Source organism: Neomoorella stamsii, assembly GCF_002995805.1.
Lineage (GTDB): Bacteria > Bacillota > DSM-521 > Neomoorellales > Neomoorellaceae > Neomoorella > Neomoorella stamsii.
The window spans coordinates 17379-33922 of record NZ_PVXL01000040.1 but is presented as its reverse complement, the minus strand read 5'-3'; the positions used below and the strand labels follow the sequence as shown (position 1 = coordinate 33922).

Genomic DNA, 16544 nt, shown 5'->3' with positions numbered 1-16544 from the left:
GTTGGGTTTCATTGACGTTGAAATCGTCTTGAGATATATTAAAATTGTTAGAGTAAAGATGTTAGCGTGCTATGATGCGGAGAGATAGGGGTGAATCTTGAGTGATCTCATAATATTATATGTAATTAGACAAGGCCTTACTAGGAGAACAGGTGAAAAACCCGAGTTAGACCTTTGAAGAGGCTATAAGTCTGACCATCAACAGTAAACTGCATTACAGCGTAGACGAGATTTGTCGGAAAGCCCAGATATCATCGATATGGCAATTCTTAAAAATTATAATTTGAGTGCAGATACTATGTTTGATACTTTCGGGGGGAGCAGTGATGGATCCAAAGCGGTTTATAAGTTGCAATTTATCGAAAGAAGATGCTTACCAAAAAGTTAAGGGAGAAGCAAAATACGTGGCTGATTTAGGGAATGGGCATCTATTTGCCAGGGCTGTACGTAGTCCCTATGCCCATGCGCTTATTAAGGAGATCAGGTTTACAAAGGCGTTAGAGGTACCAGGCGTGGTATGTGTATTAACGGCTAAGGATATACCTGGACAAAATCGTATTGGTATGACTGGGGTTAAGGATCAACGGGTGTTAGCTGAAGATAAGGTGAGGTTTTTGGGGGAAGCAGTAGCCGTAGTAGTGGGTGAAAGTGAGGAAGCGTGCCGGTTGGCAACTAAGCTGGTAGAAGTGGTTTATGAAAAACTTCCTGTAGTTACAGATCCCGAAGAAGCTTTAGTTTCTAATGCCCCCCTTGTTGGAGAAGATACAAACCTTTGTTTTCATCGTCGCATAATTAAGGGTGACTTTGAACAGGCGCTAGCTGAAGCAGATGTAATTATCCAGGGGGAATATAGGACCGGTCCGGTAGAGCATGCTTATATAGAACCCGAGGGCACATTTGCTTTTTTTGAAGAAGATAAATTACATCTTTTTACGACGTCTAAGAGTGCTCACATCGAACAAAAAGAGGTTGCCCGGGTTCTGGGGGTACCTCCTGAAAAGATTCGGGTAACTACGGCAACTATTGGCGGTAGTTTTGGGGGAAAGCCGGATTTGCCTCTGGACTGTATGGTTTCCCTGGCTGCTTTTAAAACAAAACGGCCGGTGAAAATGGTTTATAGTCGGGAAGAAAGCATTCAGGTGACTACTAAACGGCATTCTGCCGTTATGAGGTATACCCATGTTGCTAAAAAAGATGGTACATTAATCGGAGTAAAGTTAGACATGATTGCGGATGCTGGCGCTTATATTGACTACTCGCCTACTGTTCTTCTGCGTAGTCTCATTGGAGGGGCAGGGCCTTATCGTGTTCCGAATGTCTATGTGGAAGTGCGAGGAGCACTCACGAACAACCCTCCAGGGGGAGCTATGCGGGGTTTTGGCCTCCCGCAGGTTACATTTGCCATTGAACGACAAATGGACCGCTTGGGTAAGGCCGTCGGTTTAGACCCTTGGGAGATACGTTTGAAAAATTGTTTGGTCGAGGGCGATACAACTTCTACCGGCCAAGTTTTAAAAGGCGTGCACATTAAGGAGGCTTTGGAAAAGGCGCGGCAATTATTAAAGAAGGAGCAGGATCAAAATGAGGAAACATCCCTCAAGCCTTACGAGAAAAGAGCATGGGGTGTAGCCTGCGGATATTATGGAAATGGGCGGACGGGTATGCCTAATCCTGGCGTAGCTAGGGCTAAGTTATTAGGTAATGGTATGGTGGAAATAGCCACTGGTTCGCCTGACATTGGTCAAGGGTCGAACACTATCCTCAAACAGATTGCCGCTGAAGCTTTAGGGATTGCCCCTGAATATGTCATAGTGGTTTCAGGTGATACTGTCCAAACACCGGATTCAGGGACTACTTCCGGAACTAGGGTCACTGTCATCGTCGGAAAGGCTGTTGAATTAGTGGCGCGGGAATTGCGGGAGAAAATTCTCTCGGAAGCTGCTTCCATCTTAAAAACCCCTCTCCAATCTCTCCGTTTAAACGATGGCCTCGATGGTCCTGTAATATCTGGTCCAAATGATATTATTTTGCCTCTCCAGGAACTTGCTTCTCGGAAAAATATCGAAACCCTTAAGGATTATAATCCACCTACCACTCCGTTAGACGAGAAAGGGCAAGGCACTCCTTACGCTACTTATACTTACGGCACTCATTGCGCAAGGATCAAAGTGAATACCTATACCGGTAAAGTTCAAGTAGAAAGGTTTATTAGTGTCTACGATGTGGGTACCGTTATTAATCCCGCCTTGCTGACTGGACAAATCGAGGGTGCCATAGCTATGGGCGTCGGTTATGCCTTGACAGAAGAACTTCAGCTTGTAGGGGGACGGGTTAGCAATTGCAATTTTGATAAATATATTATACCTACCAGTCTCGATATGCCTAGCGTTTATTCTATAACGTTGGATATACCAGACCACATTGGACCTTTTGGAGCCAAAGGAGTAGGAGAACCAGCGGTATTGCCTGTAGCTGCTGCAGTGGCCAATGCCTTATCAGTAGCCCTGGGTGTCGATGTCTATAACTTGCCCTTGAATCTGGAGGAGGTTCAAAGGGCTGCAGAGGTAAGCCGAGAAAATATTTGCTGGTTATGTAAATAAGATACTAGAAAGCTCCGGGATATAGGGGAGGCGACTGGGTAATTGGTAGAAGATGAAATTATAATTATGGAGGAAATCGAGAAGAGTAAATCAGAACTCGTTGACCTTACCTTAACTTTAGGTAATATTTATAGTCCAACGGGTCACGAAGGCGACATGATGAAGTTTGTCTATAGATGGATGGAAGAGCGAGGCTTTAACCCTTGCCTTATTGGTCCTTCGCCCGATAGAGCTAACGTATTGGGAAAGCTTCGGGGAACAGGGAAAGGATTTAGCATTACTTTTAACAGTCATATGGATGTGACTATGGGGAAAAATGAAATATGGCGGCTCCGGATGCCCGAACAGAAAATATTTTATGAGGCCTGGCTTGAAGGCGATACAATATACGGTAATGGAGTAGTGAATGATAAAGGCCCGCTGGCTTGCTGGTTAATAGCAGCTGACGCCATCCGGAAATGTGGCCTGCAACTGAAAGGAGACATTCTTTTAGCAGCAGTAATCGGGGAGATCGGTCCCGAGCCCGTCGATGAATTTATTGGTTCCGCATACCTTGGCAAAGATTTCGGAACCCATTATCTCTTGACGCATGGGGGAACAACGGATTTTGCAATTGTAGCAGAGGCCACTAATTTTAAGCCTGGCTGGGTAGAAGCTGGTAAGGCATTTTTTAAGATAACTGTATTTGCTGGACCTTCGCGATATACTCCTTATATAGAACACCCGGAAAATCCGTTAGCAAGTAGTAACGCTATAGTCCATAGCGGAGTTCTAATTTTGGCCTTAGAAAAGTGGGCCCGGGAGTACTCAAAGAGAAATACTCGTAGCTATGCGGGCGGTACGGTTATTCCTAAAGCTAGCTTAGGTGCAATCAGGGGCGGCCTTCCCTATCAGATCATTCGCCCACCCGAGGTGTGTCATCTTTATTTAGATGTACGGATTTTGCCTGGGGTCAACCCTCTGGATATTCGACAAGAACTCTGTGCCTTGCTGGAGGAAGTAGGCGTAGACGGAGAGGTTGAAATTTATTTACATCGTCCTGGTTACGAGGCAAAAGGCATCGAACCTCTTATCGCTGACCTCCAAAAAGCCTATAAGATGGTTAGCGGGGAAGAATTGACTCTTCGGGCTGATCCTCCGGTAACTAGCATGTGGCGGGATACTAACTGCTATGCCGAATTCAATATTCCAACGATTACGTATGGCCCTGGCGGGGGAGCTGGTGGTGGTGTGAACGCGATCACGATAGAGGAACTGGTGCGAGCGGCAAAAATTTATGCCCTTCTGGCTTACTACTTAGGGCAAAGAGAAAGACAAGCCATTTCTTAGTACGCGCTTCAAAATTGGGAGGTTGCTAAAATGGCTAATAAGATCTCTTTTAGTTTAAATGGAGTAGCCATGGAAAAATATATAGAACCAAATCTTCTCCTGGTTGATTTTCTCAGGAACGAGTTGGGCTTAACAGGTACTAAGGTCGGCTGTGGCATCGGAGAGTGCGGAGCCTGTACGGTATTGATTAATGGAGAGCCCGTAAACTCATGTCTTACTTTAGCTGTGACAATTGATGGCAAAGAAATCATTACTGTGGAAGGGTTGGCCGCTGATAAGTTGAGCCCTTTACAAGAAGCGTTCATTAAGGAGGGTGCCGTACAATGTGGGTATTGTACCCCAGGAATGTTGCTTAGTACTAAGGCCCTGTTAGACAAAAACCCTGATCCGGACGAGAATCAAATAAAAGAGGCTATATCAGGCAATCTGTGCCGCTGTACAGGCTATGCCGCTATAGTACGCGCCGTGCAAAGAGCAGCCAAGGAGTTAAAAGAAAAGGTGGCAGAGTAGCACTTCGGGGTGCATTAGTAGGTAATCTGTTGGCGCATAAAAATAGATTTTAAATCAGTAGGAGGTTCCCGCCTTGTTATTACCTGTCGAATATGCTTATTATTGTCCAAAAACGTTAACAGAGGCTTGCGAGCTTTTTAGAAAATATAATTCCCAAGCGCGCCTTTTGGCAGGGGGAACTGATTTAATTTTAGCAATGAAACGGGAGGAAGTACAACCGAAAGTACTTATTGATATTTCGAGATTACCAGAGTTAATGGTTCATACTGTGGAAGGCAATCGATTACGGCTCGGTGCCGCTCTTACTTTTAGCCAGGTGGGATCTTCTCCTTTGGTGTCTTTATGGGCCCCTGCCCTGGCTCAGGCGGTTAGGACGGTGGGTTCGCCACAAATACGCAACGTAGGAACAATAGGTGGAAATATTGCCACAGCCTCCCCGGCCGGAGATTCCCTACCTGCTTTAGTAGCTCACCAGGCGGAAGCCTTAGTGGAGAATTGGCAAGGGCAACGTCGGGTTACTATAGAGTCCTTATTGCAAAATCCAGATGAGGCTCTTAAACCAGGGGAAATTATCAGGGAAATCCAGATTCCTGCTGAGTGCCGACCATTGGGGTATTTTCTTAAATTAGGTCGTCGAAATGCACTTGCCATATCCCGGATGAGTGTAGCCATAGTGGTTTTTATTCAGGGAGGGTTGATTACAAGGGCGTATTTAGCCATCGGTGCCGTCGCACCTTATCCGCTGCGATTAAAAGAAGCCGAAAGCATTATTGTTGCCGGTAACCTTGCGATCGAATCTTGGTCTGAGGTGGTAGAAAAAGCAGTGGTGGCAGTTAGAAAAGCTGTTGTCGGGAGAGCTTCCGCGCCGTATAAAACCATTGCTATCGAGGGCTTAATTTTAGAAGCTTTGGAAGAGATTGCCGATTTATGTCGGGGTACTAAGATTTAAAAAATAGAAAGGAGGTTGCGGGAGATGAAAATGCTCAAGTTAGAGTGCAAAAAGTGTGGGGGTCCCATTTTGTGTGATGTAATGGTATTGGCTGCGCAGGCTCCTGTTTATTGTCCATTTTGCGAAACCTTTATCGAAGCGGAGGAATATAGAGATTTTGTGCCTCAAGGGGCGAATGTGCCCGATTTGGTTAAACCTAAAAACATGACTGATGCTCAAGTTGGATCAATTGTGTATCGTCCTGCAAATAAATAGTGAGGAGGATAAATATGCCCAAGGATCTGCGAACTTGGTTAAGATCAGTAGAAAAATTAGGTGCTGGCGAATTAAGGAGGGTCACTAAACGTGTTGACCCTAAGTTTGAGGCATCCGCGTTGATGGAAAGATTAGAAAGGGGAAAATTATATCCGACTGTATTATTTGAAAATGTTGTTGACGTAGAGGAAAGAACAACCTCGATGCGTATTATTTTTAATTGCTTTGCCAATATGGCCAAGATTGGAGCAGCTTTAGGGGTTGATGGAGAAAAAAGGGAAGAGTTATATAACGAATTTACCAAGAGAATGAGCAATAGTATCGATGTCCTTCTAATTGATGAAAATGAAGCGCCAATATATAGCCATTCCCTTTTAGGTTCCCAGGTTGATCTGAACATTCTCCCCATCCCCCGGGTAAGCGCTCTTGATGGGGGCCACTATTTAACCCCTTTAGTTATTACAAAAGTTCCCGGAGGGCGTTATAACCTTTCGTTTAACCGCTGTATGCTTCTTGATCACAACCATTTAGCGATTTACATGTCCCCGCGCCACCTTTGGCAGTATACGCGTGAGGCGGAGGAGCGAGGTGAAGATTTATCAGTAGCGTTGGTACTAGGCCATCACCCTGCACTTTATTTATCGGGCGCTGCCCTGGTGGGGCTTGACAAAGACGAATATCGCGTAGCCGCGAGCATACTCGGCGAATCTATCCGCGTCGTACCCTCAAAGACCCTTGGGGAGGATTTCTTTATTCCGGCGGATGCGGAGGCGGTTTTAGAAGGCAAAATTAAAGCTCTGAAGCGCACAGTAGAAGGACCGTTTGGTGAGTTCACCGGTTATATCGGGTCACAAAGATTATCATGGCTGGTTGAAATCACTGCAGTACATCATCGTCCGGACGCGATTATTTTGCAGGTATTTTCTTCCCACAGGGATAATATGTACGCTCATTTTCCTCTACAAGCGAGTATTTTTGCCCATTTAAAAAATATGTTCCCTAATGTAAAGGATATAGCCTGGGTTGAAACAGGTGGTCCATTGCACATGGTTATCAGTATGGAAAAACGGACAGAGGGAGAACCATTGCGGGCTGCAATGGCGGCAATGAGTATGAGCAACTTTATAAAACATGTAATTATAGTTGATGAAGATATAGATGTAACCGATAACGAGAAAATTATGTGGGCTATAGCTACGCGAGTTCAAGCTGACCGAGATGTTAAAATTATTGAAGGGATTCAAGGACAGTTGCTCGACCCATCGTTGCCCGACGAAATAAGAGGCTCCGGGATGATTATCGATGCTACTAAGCCTAAGGGTAAAATTTTTCCGCCGATAGCGCAACCACCGGAGGAGGTGGTTAGAAAAATCAATATTACTGAATACTTTGACCTCTAATTGTATGTTTTGCAAACTACTATTGGAAAGACCGATAAGTTCCCGGCGGAGAAGCTAGCCATTGCGCGGAAGGCGGCGGAATTGGCGCAGTAGAGGGATACTATCCTCCTGGGCGCCGGTACCACGGTTATGGCCCTGGCGTGTTTTGAAGCATCGTACCGTTGCCGGGTTGCTTTACTAATGCATCATCTAGTGCCGGACCAAAATTAGTTGCATATAAAATGGCATGAAATGGTAGCAGGGAAATCAATACAGGAGTTATGTAAAATCAACGCTATTTAGTTATTGGCTATTTTTCCCAGGATGTTATGATATTTTTCTATCGTGGCACTAGTTAACGCTGCTGCACAAGTAAGTTCCGCTACGGAGTGAAGGTTTAGAACTATAAGATAAAGGAAACGCAAAGTAGAAGCATATTATAGGCACTCAAATTGGGATTAACAGGGAACAAAATGAATTGTGGGATAGCCTAAGGAGCGGCAAAGGTATTGTTTTTCACTAGCGTTGCATAAAAATCTGTAGCTCACATCAAGGCAATATATGGAAAGTAGGGACATGTAACATAATAACAGTAATGGTGTATACAACCATGGTCTTTCCCCTTCCCTGGTCAAAGGACTTAGGGTATCAGGGGTAGTCCTTATCCACATATTGCCAGTATCAAACTTGCTAGAGAACCAAACTTGCTAGAGAACTAAAGGGTCATAAATTACGTCGTTAAGATAGCCTGCTTCGCCCGCCAAAACCTGCCTTACGGTTTCCTGGTAGATTCTTTCGTAATCTACCCTTCGTCGACCCCGGGAACTATGTTGAGGCTTACGATGCAGGGTTTGGACGAAGATGTAAAGGGTTCGTAGAGGGCGGATGCCTTCTTCGCAGTACCTATCAAACTTTTTGTAGTCGACGTAGCCACGGTCAAAGACGTTTAAAGCATCTTTTTCCTCGACTACGAGAATATCCATCTGGGTTTTATCTGCCGGCCGGGCCGGGGTGATGACTGCTTTATCAGGTAAAACTTCTTCTTCAAAGAACCTTAAGCGTAGGTGGAGCTTGACACCGCCTCTAATCTTGCGGAACTCGGCCCACGGTACTGGGTCAGACTGGGTCAGGCAGAAGCTAATGGTAGTGGAATCAATGGGGTATCAGGTCATAATTGTTTAAAACTATGATTGAATATGATTTCAGTAGCAATGAAGAGCCTGGCGAGCATATCTTGGCGTATTAAACCAATTTTCCCTAAAACCAGTGTTAAGTTTCATTGACGTTGAAATTATCTTGAGATATATTAAAATTGTTAGAGCAAAGATGTTTGAGACGCCCCCATTGATGGAAAAATTAGAAAGAGGAAAATTATATCCGGTTGTATTATTTAAAAAGATTGCTAACGTAGAGAAAAGATCAACCTCTAATTGTACGTTTTGCAAACTACTGTTGGAAAGGAGGTGAGCAATGTAGAGAAGCTAGCTTTAAGCTTGTTTTTGTGTGACATTGCGTAGAGTTCCTTAAGTAAATAATTGTCAAGAAAAAAGGAGGTATGTTCTACTTATGAAAAAGAAAGTTTTAATAGTTATAGCATTATTGACTTTAAGTTTTACGTTTATGTTAATTACGAATGGTTGTGGAGGTGGTGGGAAGGCAACCGGAGAAAAAACCAGTCCTTCTCCAAGTACATCTTCCCAGGCATCAGTTCAGCAAATTTCTTTTGCAACTTCACAACCTGGCGGTGTCTTTTATCCTTTAGCTGTAGCAATGTGTGACATCCTGAATAAGAACGTACCTAATGTAAGGGCAATTACTGAACAGACTGGCGGGTCAGTGGAGAATACTAATCTTTTAATGGGAAAGAAAGCGGAAATTGGCTTTGCGACGGATAGTGTTGCATTAGAAAAGTATGAAGGTGGTAAATACTTTAAGTATGGATGGAGGCTTTTTGAAGACACTCTCGAATACATTGCACTGGCTGACTCTGGTATTAAGAGTATTAAAGACTTAGATGGCAAAAAGGTTGCTGTTGGTGCTGCTGGGTCAGCAGCTAATAAATTAACTATTGATCTTCTAAAAGCCCATGGTGTCAAGAACTTTAGTCCACAGTACCTGGAATGGGAGAAGTCAGTAGATGCTTTATTGGATCACCTGATTGATGCAACTGCCGGCATGGGAGCATACCCGATCCCTGCAATTCAGGGTGTGCAGGCAAGGGCTAATATCAATTTACTCCAGGCAGACCCTGAAGTTATCAAGGCTAATTTCAAGGCACCTGTATATCCTGTAGTTATTCCTGCTGGTACGTATAAAGGCCAAGACAAAGACGTTACCGTACTGGGAATAAGTGCAGGAGCTTGGATCCGGTCGGATCTACCGGAAGATCTTGTATATGAGATAACTAAGGCTATATTCTCCAATTTAGATTATTTGGGAACAGTTCATCGTACAGGTAAAGATCAACATCTTTTGACACCTGAGGAAGCGCAAGCTTTAGGAGTCGAAGTACATCCAGGCGTTATAAAATACGCCAAGGAAAAAGGTATTTGGAAATAAGATTAAAAGCGAAGTCGATTGGGGGGAGCGTACAGCTCCCCCGATCTAAAGAAGAGTGGAGGTACTTATATTATGAAATGGCGAAAAATTGCCGGTTTACTTTTCGGAATTGGTGGTGTTCTTTATGTTATTGTAGTAGTAACTTTTAATTTAATGATCCTGGAACTCCAATTGCCCATTTTTACTTCATTATTCTTAGCGTTAGCCTTCTGCAGATACCCAGTTGTGAAAAGTTCGGATGGGCGACCCAAACGTTGGGGGGAAGCCATAGATCTGGCATTGGTATTCCTGTCGTTCATCATCTGCTGGTATCAAATTACCAACTATAAAGCCCTCATTTTTATCCGACCAGGGATGCCTAATGTTGCCGACACCGTTATGGGATTAATAGCCATTATTCTTGTACTTGAGGCTGTACGTAGGGCTACGGGATGGGTGCTAGTAGTTATTTCCGCTTTTTTCTTATTCTATGCTTTTTTTGGCTACCTTTTCCCGCCTCTTATTGCCCACCGGGGTTACGAACTAGGTAGGGTGGCTTCGACGATTTATCTTACTAAAGGGGGTATATATGGTACACCGATACAAGTTATGCTCCAATATGTAACTTTGTTTGTATCCTTCGGAGCCATTTTAGAAGTAAGTGGCGGAGCACAATTTTTAATTGATCTTGCTAAAGTAGTAGTAGGGCGAATAACGGGCGGGCTGGGAATGATTGCTGTTGTCGCCAGCAGCCTTATGGGAATGATTAGCGGATCAGCGGTAGCCAATGTAGCCACTACCGGTTGCGTGACTATCCCTGCAATGAAGAAAGGGGGCTATGAGCCACACTTTGCTGGAACTGTGGAAACCTTGGCGTCTACTGGTGGTCAATTGGTGCCGCCAATCATGGGAGCGGCGGCATTCCTGATCGCGGATGCTTTGGGCATTCCCTATCTGAAAGTAGCTATAGCAGCAATTATTCCGTCACTTCTTTATTACTTCGCTTGTTTTGCAGCCATTTATTTATATGCACGGCACCACGGACTACAAGGAGAAAAAGGGGAAAATTTACCAAAAATCAACACTATAATTTTAAGGATATATTATTTGATACCAGTTATAGTAATTATATTGTTGCTAATAAAAGGTTTTTCTCCTACCCTAGCCGGGTTTTTGGGGGTTTTGATAACAGGAGTAATTTGCTTTTTAAGTAAATGGAAGGAAGGACCTGTAGCCGGACTGGTAAACCTTTTCAGAGGGTTAGAAAATGCCTCCCGTGAATTAAGTAGCTTGATTCCCATATCGGCTACTGCTGGGATAGTTGTGGGGGTTATTACATTAACGGGATTAGGGCCCCGTCTGGGATCTGTGTTGGTTACGATCGCTGGCGACCAGGTTTTTCTGTTATTGGTCCTGGTTGCAATAGTAGCCTTGATCATGGGTATGGGTATGCCAACAACTGCTGTATACATTGTCCTGGCGGCGTTGGTAGTACCGGCGCTTGTTCAAATGAAGGTGAATGCACTGGCCGCCCATTTATTTGTTTTCTATTACGGTATGTTGTCTATGATAACCCCTCCAGTTGCCCTGGCTGCCTATGCCGCAGCTGCTATTGCCCAATGCCCACCCAATAAGGTTGGTTGGACGGCTTTTAAGGTGGGCATACCATTATATGTAATTCCTTTTGTTTTTATTCGCTACCCGGCACTCTTACTACAGGAACCGCTACGTGAAGCCATTTGGCCAACTATCGCTGGTGCAATAGGGGTATTCTTTATTGCTGCAGGTCTAGAAGGCTACCTGGCCCAAAAACTCGTTATCTGGAAAAGAGTATTCGCCTTGATAGGGGGGATCCTTTTGCTGGATGCTGGCCTAATTACAGATATAATTGGTGGTATCCTGATAATAGTAGTATTGGCAAGTGAATTTATGGAGACTCCTAGAGCTTTGGTGGTGAAAAAGTAAACATCACGCTTGAATGAAATTTCAGCAGTAATAAAGCCTAAGGAATATATATTTTATGTATTTGCCAAATTTCCCTTAATAGCTAGTATTGGAATTCATTGACTTTAAAATTATATTGAACTAAATTAAAATTGGCAGAGTAAAAATACTGGCCTGTTATGATATTGAAAGGTGGGGTGGGACCATGATGGATCTCATAATAAAAAATGCTAGGCTCCGCGGGAAGGACGGATTGTTTCAGATAGGTATTAATGCAGGGAGGATAGCTGAGATTCAGGTTAAAATAGATGCTCCGGCTAAGCAGGAGATCGATGCCGAAGGGCGATTGGTTACGGCAGGGTTTGTCAATCCTCACATGCATTTAGATAAGGCATTGCTAGGAGAACAAGCCAAAAACCTGAGCGCGACCTTTGAAGAGGCTATAAGGCTGACCATCGACCGTAAGCTTCATTATAGTGTAGACGAGATTTGCCAGAGAGCCCAGGCTGTCATCGATATGGCCATCCTCGCTGGTACAACTGCAATGAGGGGATTTGCTGATGTTGACCCTTATGGTGGCCTGCGGCCTGTTGAGGCTTTGCTTAAGCTCAGGGAGCTCAACCGGGGTATTATTGACCTTCAGGTAGTAGCGTTCCCGCAAGAGGGAATTGTCCGTCAACCCGGGACTGAAGAATTGCTCAGGCAGGCAATGGAAATGGGCGCCGACGTTGTCGGCGGTATTCCGTGGTACGAATTCGATGAATACGATGCAAGAGCTCATATTGATACGGTTTTTAAAATAGCTAAAGACTTCAAAGCAGATGTACACATGTTGGTTGATGATACAGATGATCCTACCTCGAGAACCCTGGAAATTGTTGCCCTGGCTACAATCCGATACGGGTATCAAGGCCGGGTAACTGCGAGCCACAGTGAAGCATTAGCGGCCTACGACGACTATCATGCTGCCCGCGTGGTTCGAATGGTTGCCGAAGCCGGAATTAGCATTTGCTGTAATCCTCACATTAACCTTGTGCTTAACGGCCGGAGGGACAAACAGCCTGTCAGACGGGGAATAACACGCGTCAAGGAGCTTCTCGGAGCAGGTATCAACATTTGTTCCGGTCAGGATGATGTAAACGACCCTTACTACCCCTTTGGACGTTGCGATCAACTGGAAGTTGCCTCGTTTGTTGCTCATACCGCCCAGCTTACTTTTCCTAACGAAATTGAAACTGTGTTCGACATGGTGACCTTAAATGCTGCTCGCGCCATGCAGTTGTCGGATTACGGTCTCGAAGTAGGGAAGACAGCTGATTTAGTTGTATTGGATGCGACAAGCGCAGCTGAAGCTATTCGGACTCAGGCCGTGCGGAGATATGTTATAAAAGGGGGGTGTGTGGTAGCCGAAAACAGCATTACAAGAAAATTAGCACGAGATAGCCAGGGATAAAGAAAAAATGGAAAGAAACGGAGGCGTAAGAATGAAGGTAAATTGCAGGTTACTTAAAAGTATTATAGCGGCAGTCGTGATGGTTTTTATGGCAGGTGTGGTTGTCGGTTGTGCAGGAGGGGCGGGTGGAAAGCAGTCTAAAGGTGGGATGCCACAAAGGCTCACTATAGGAGCAAGCGAGCCGGGCAGCTCATGGTATCCCATGGCCGCAGCCATGAAAGAAGTATTGGAAAAAGAATTTCCTGGAACGAAAGTCGACATTTTCTACGGTGGCGGCGATATTAATCTCAAAGCTTTGGAAGAAAAGAAAATTGATTTTGGAATTACATTTGGTGTAACTGCAGCTGATGCCAAGGCAGGGAAAGGCCGTTTTGAAAAGCCTCTGCAGAATATCTCATCAGCGATGGGGCTTTATCTGGCTGCTCTCCAGATGGTGGTAAGGCCGGATTCGGGCATTAATTCAATAAGCGACCTAAAAGGGAAAAAGATTAGTACAGGAATGCCGGGTTATGCTACAACTGGAATATTCGAGCAAATATTACCTTTATATGGTCTTAAGAAAGAGGACGTGAAGTGGGTATCTGGAACTGCGTCCGACATAGCAGGTATGTTTAAGGATCGGACTATAGATTTCTGTGCGGTTCACAGCACCATTAGGGTACCATTTCCTATGATTCAGGATATCGCTTCTCAGACTCCGATTACCCTTCTCGGGATTGATGATCAAATTATGGAGCAGCTTAGGGAGATGAATCCTGGTCATCAAAAAGTAGTAATTCCGGCAAATCTATACAGAGGGCTATCCAAGGAAGTTACGACTGAGGGAACTGTGGGTATGCTTGCTACAAGAGCCGATCTGTCGGAGGAGGTTGTTTATAATGTTGTTTCAGCGCTTATAAAGAATGCAGATTATCTCGCCAAGGCCGTTGCAGATCTGTCATATATTAGTGCCGATAAAAGTTCTAAAGGACTGGGTATTTCACTTCATCCGGGTGCGGAAAAGTATTACAAAGAAAAGGGCACTCTATAATCACGTAATGTAGGTCCTCACATATTTGTTATAAAACATGTGCAGATGGAGGTTTTAGCGTTGGCGTCGCTGAATGAATCGGTCTTAGTACAGGAGGATCTCAGTAACAGTCAACGGGGTTTAGGAGAAACAGGACGTCTTATATTACGTATACTAGCAGTTTCCTTGTCTCTGTTTCAGATTTACACAGCTGTATTTGGGATGGTAGGGACACTTGAGCAGCGAGCTATTCACTTGGCACTGGCGTCGGGGATTGGTTTTTTGACTTTCCCTATGGTAAAAGGAGCTAAGATAAAGGGATATGACTGGTTGCTGGCAGGGTTAGCCTTACTCTCCGCTGGCTATGTTGCAGTGAATGCTAGTGCGATATCCAATAGATTTTCATACATTACCCCACTAAGCGGGTTTGAATTAGTGCTTGGTATTATAGGGATTGTAGTTCTTTTGGAATTAGCCCGGCGCATGATGGGGCTTGCCCTGCCATTGGTGGTTGTTGCTTTCCTGATTTATGTGGCAGCAGGACCTTACATTCCAGGTATACTGGGACACCGCGGTTTTTCGGCGATGTGGACTGTGGATCACATATACTTTACTCCAAGCGGAGTGTTTGGTGTCCCACTTGGGGTTTCATCAACATATGTTGCGATTTTTGTCATATTCGGTGCTTTGCTTAGTGCATCAGGTGGTGGTCAATTTCTTACTAACTTTGCATTAGCTGCAATGGGAGGCGTACGGGGAGGCCCCGCCAAGATAGCTACTGTAGCGTCGGCTTTATTTGGCATGATCTGTGGGGCAGCAACCGGTAACGTTGTAACTACGGGTAGCGTTACAATTCCGCTTATGAGAAAAATGGGATTTGAGAAGCATTTTGCAGGAGCGGTTGAGGCAGTGGCCTCAACCGGTGGTGAAATTATGCCTCCTATTATGGGAGCGGCAGCATTTATTATGTCTCAGTTAGCAAATATACCGTACAAAGAGATAGCGTTCGCGGCGGCGATTCCAGCTGTTTTGTACTACCTTGCGGTCTACACAAGTGTGGATCTCGAAGCCCTGCGGCGTAACCTGAGCGGGCTGGCCAAAGGGGAGCGCCCTGTTCTTATGCGGGTATTGCGGGACGGCTGGATATTCTTAATACCCATTGGTATTATTCTTTACATGATTTTTGCGGGCTATACTCCAATTAAAGCTGGAGCATATGCCCTTCTTGCCAATATTGTTCTATGCTATCTTCAGAGGAGTACTTGGCTATCGGCTAGACAAATACTGGACGGCCTTGAGTCCGCGGCGTGCAACCTTTCACTTGTAGCGGTTGCCTGTGCTCTGGCAGGTGTACTTGTGGGAGTCGTAACGCTTACCGACCTTGGGCTTAAAGCTTCGCAAATGGTCATAGTATTGTCTGGAGGAAATCTCTTTGTTGCACTTATCCTTTCAATGGTGGTAGCTATAATACTTGGAATGGGCATGCCGCCTTCAGCTGCGTACATTGTAGAAGCGGTGCTTGTTGCTCCCGCGCTTGAACAAATGGGCCTGCCAGCGTTGGTGGCGCATCTCTTCATTTTCTACTATACCGTCCTATCCGCAATAACTCCTCCAGTAGCCGTTGCGGCATTTGCTGCAGCAGGGATATGCGGAGGTAATCCGATGCGGGTGGGCTGGATTGCCGTTCGTATGGGGCTACCCGGTTTGATAATTCCATTTATGTTTGTGTATTCACGGGGGCTACTTCTTCAGGGCGATGTTTCCCAAGTGCTTGTGGATGTAGTCACCTCTGCCATAGGGGTAGTATCCTTAGCAATTGGGCTGGCGGGAAACATACGTGTACCCCTTGGTGTTCTTTGCAGGTTTCTTTTCCTTGCCGCTGGACTACTCCTTGTTTCACCAGGACCTGTAAAGGGGGCAATTGGTTTAGGTGCCTTACTTATGGCTTATATGATTTATAGGCGGAGCGCGGTTAAAAAGGTAAGCGATGTTACGGATTCGCTATAATCGACTAGCCAAGTAAAGGAATGTGAACTAGAGTAATGGTTGAATTTACCGTACTTAGGCCCAGAACTCTGCAGGAAGCCCTGAAGATGAAGGGGGAGTATAAAGGTGGACCCCATGTGATTGTCCCCTGATCCTAAAAGGAAAGGTAGAGAAAGGGGGGGATGAATTCAGTACGCTAGTTTGAAAGAAAAGAAGGGAGGGATAATAGGTAAAAGAATAACTCAAGAGCATTGTTAGAAAAGTTGCTTATGGCGTAAATAGTGGAATTAGGAAGAATAAATTCTAAGGAGGAGGGATAGCCCAGTGTCTACTGGAAAGCCGGAATTTGAGGAGAAGAGCCTAACCCATGTTAGCGTAGCTGGAAAGCCAGAATTTGAGGAGAAGAGCCTAAGCCATGTTCGCATAGGTTGGGTGATCTGGTGCTGCATCCTGGTGCTCTCGGGCTTTATCGTTCCTTTTACCTTGCTGAGCGATGTTGCCAGCGCCGCGGGCACCTTTTTGTACTGGGCGGTTTATGCCATAGTGGCAATCATCTCTATATTTACTATGACTCGGAGTTGGAGGGATTAGG

At 45.0% G+C, this 16544-nt stretch carries 12 protein-coding genes and 1 pseudogene; 12 read left to right on the top strand and 1 reads right to left on the bottom strand.

Going from position 1 to position 16544, the window contains the following annotated elements:
* Positions 1–326 precede the first annotated feature (326 nt).
* From MOST_RS06470 to MOST_RS06445, 6 genes are all read left to right on the top strand, one after another.
* Positions 327–2600, top strand: a complete 2274-nt coding sequence (locus tag MOST_RS06470) for a xanthine dehydrogenase family protein molybdopterin-binding subunit (protein ID WP_054938066.1) — start codon at positions 327–329, stop codon at positions 2598–2600.
* 42 nt (positions 2601–2642) lie between these two features.
* On the top strand, positions 2643–3929 hold the full coding sequence (locus tag MOST_RS06465; protein ID WP_054938065.1) for a M20/M25/M40 family metallo-hydrolase: 1287 nt from the start codon (positions 2643–2645) through the stop codon (positions 3927–3929).
* 30 nt (positions 3930–3959) lie between these two features.
* Positions 3960–4439, top strand: coding sequence for a (2Fe-2S)-binding protein (locus MOST_RS06460; RefSeq protein ID WP_054938064.1), 480 nt, complete (start codon positions 3960–3962; stop codon positions 4437–4439).
* Positions 4440–4512: 73 nt separating this feature from the next.
* Entirely contained in the window at positions 4513–5388 is an 876-nt protein-coding gene (locus tag MOST_RS06455; RefSeq protein ID WP_054938063.1) for an FAD binding domain-containing protein, read from the top strand.
* Between the two features lie 24 nt (positions 5389–5412).
* Entirely contained in the window at positions 5413–5643 is a 231-nt protein-coding gene (locus MOST_RS06450; protein ID WP_054938062.1) for a hypothetical protein, read from the top strand.
* Positions 5644–5657: 14 nt separating this feature from the next.
* Positions 5658–7043 carry a UbiD family decarboxylase gene (locus tag MOST_RS06445; RefSeq protein WP_054938061.1) on the top strand — a complete coding sequence of 462 codons (1386 nt, stop codon included), beginning with the start codon at positions 5658–5660 and terminating at the stop codon, positions 7041–7043.
* Between the two features lie 860 nt (positions 7044–7903).
* Here the strand turns inward: MOST_RS06445 and MOST_RS18490 are convergent.
* A pseudogene (locus MOST_RS18490) lies at positions 7904–8185 on the bottom strand (IS4 family transposase); the annotation flags it as partial.
* Between the two features lie 403 nt (positions 8186–8588).
* On the opposite strand from MOST_RS18490, the gene MOST_RS06435 reads away from it, so the two are divergent.
* The 6 genes from MOST_RS06435 (at position 8589) to MOST_RS06410 (ending at position 16543) form a co-directional block, all read left to right on the top strand.
* Entirely contained in the window at positions 8589–9581 is a 993-nt protein-coding gene (locus MOST_RS06435) for a TAXI family TRAP transporter solute-binding subunit (RefSeq protein WP_083476824.1), read from the top strand.
* Positions 9582–9653: 72 nt separating this feature from the next.
* The gene (locus MOST_RS06430) at positions 9654–11525 is read left to right on the top strand and encodes a TRAP transporter permease (protein ID WP_054938058.1); all 1872 of its coding nucleotides are present in this window, start codon (positions 9654–9656) and stop codon (positions 11523–11525) included.
* A gap of 184 nt (positions 11526–11709) precedes the next feature.
* Entirely contained in the window at positions 11710–12957 is a 1248-nt protein-coding gene (locus MOST_RS06425; RefSeq protein WP_083476823.1) for an amidohydrolase family protein, read from the top strand.
* Between the two features lie 31 nt (positions 12958–12988).
* Positions 12989–13987: a TAXI family TRAP transporter solute-binding subunit gene (locus tag MOST_RS06420; RefSeq protein ID WP_054938057.1), complete on the top strand. Its 999-nt coding sequence runs from the start codon at positions 12989–12991 to the stop codon at positions 13985–13987.
* A 60-nt stretch (positions 13988–14047) separates the two neighbouring features.
* Entirely contained in the window at positions 14048–15973 is a 1926-nt protein-coding gene (locus tag MOST_RS06415) for a TRAP transporter permease (protein ID WP_054938056.1), read from the top strand.
* 303 nt (positions 15974–16276) lie between these two features.
* Positions 16277–16543, top strand: coding sequence for a hypothetical protein (locus tag MOST_RS06410; RefSeq protein WP_054938055.1), 267 nt, complete (start codon positions 16277–16279; stop codon positions 16541–16543).
* The last annotated feature ends 1 nt before the right edge of the window (position 16544 follow it).

Excerpts from the sequence above, each read along its gene's own strand:
- MOST_RS06470 (WP_054938066.1), top strand. The coding sequence starts at position 327 with ATGGATCCAAAGCGGTTTATAAGTTGCAATTTATCGAAAGAAGATGCT.
- MOST_RS06460 (WP_054938064.1), top strand. The coding sequence starts at position 3,960 with ATGGCTAATAAGATCTCTTTTAGTTTAAATGGAGTAGCCATGGAAAAA.
- MOST_RS06450 (WP_054938062.1), top strand. The coding sequence starts at position 5,413 with ATGAAAATGCTCAAGTTAGAGTGCAAAAAGTGTGGGGGTCCCATTTTG.
- MOST_RS06445 (WP_054938061.1), top strand. The coding sequence starts at position 5,658 with ATGCCCAAGGATCTGCGAACTTGGTTAAGATCAGTAGAAAAATTAGGT.
- MOST_RS06435 (WP_083476824.1), top strand. The coding sequence starts at position 8,589 with ATGAAAAAGAAAGTTTTAATAGTTATAGCATTATTGACTTTAAGTTTT.
- MOST_RS06430 (WP_054938058.1), top strand. The coding sequence starts at position 9,654 with ATGAAATGGCGAAAAATTGCCGGTTTACTTTTCGGAATTGGTGGTGTT.
- MOST_RS06425 (WP_083476823.1), top strand. The coding sequence starts at position 11,710 with ATGATGGATCTCATAATAAAAAATGCTAGGCTCCGCGGGAAGGACGGA.
- MOST_RS06420 (WP_054938057.1), top strand. The coding sequence starts at position 12,989 with ATGAAGGTAAATTGCAGGTTACTTAAAAGTATTATAGCGGCAGTCGTG.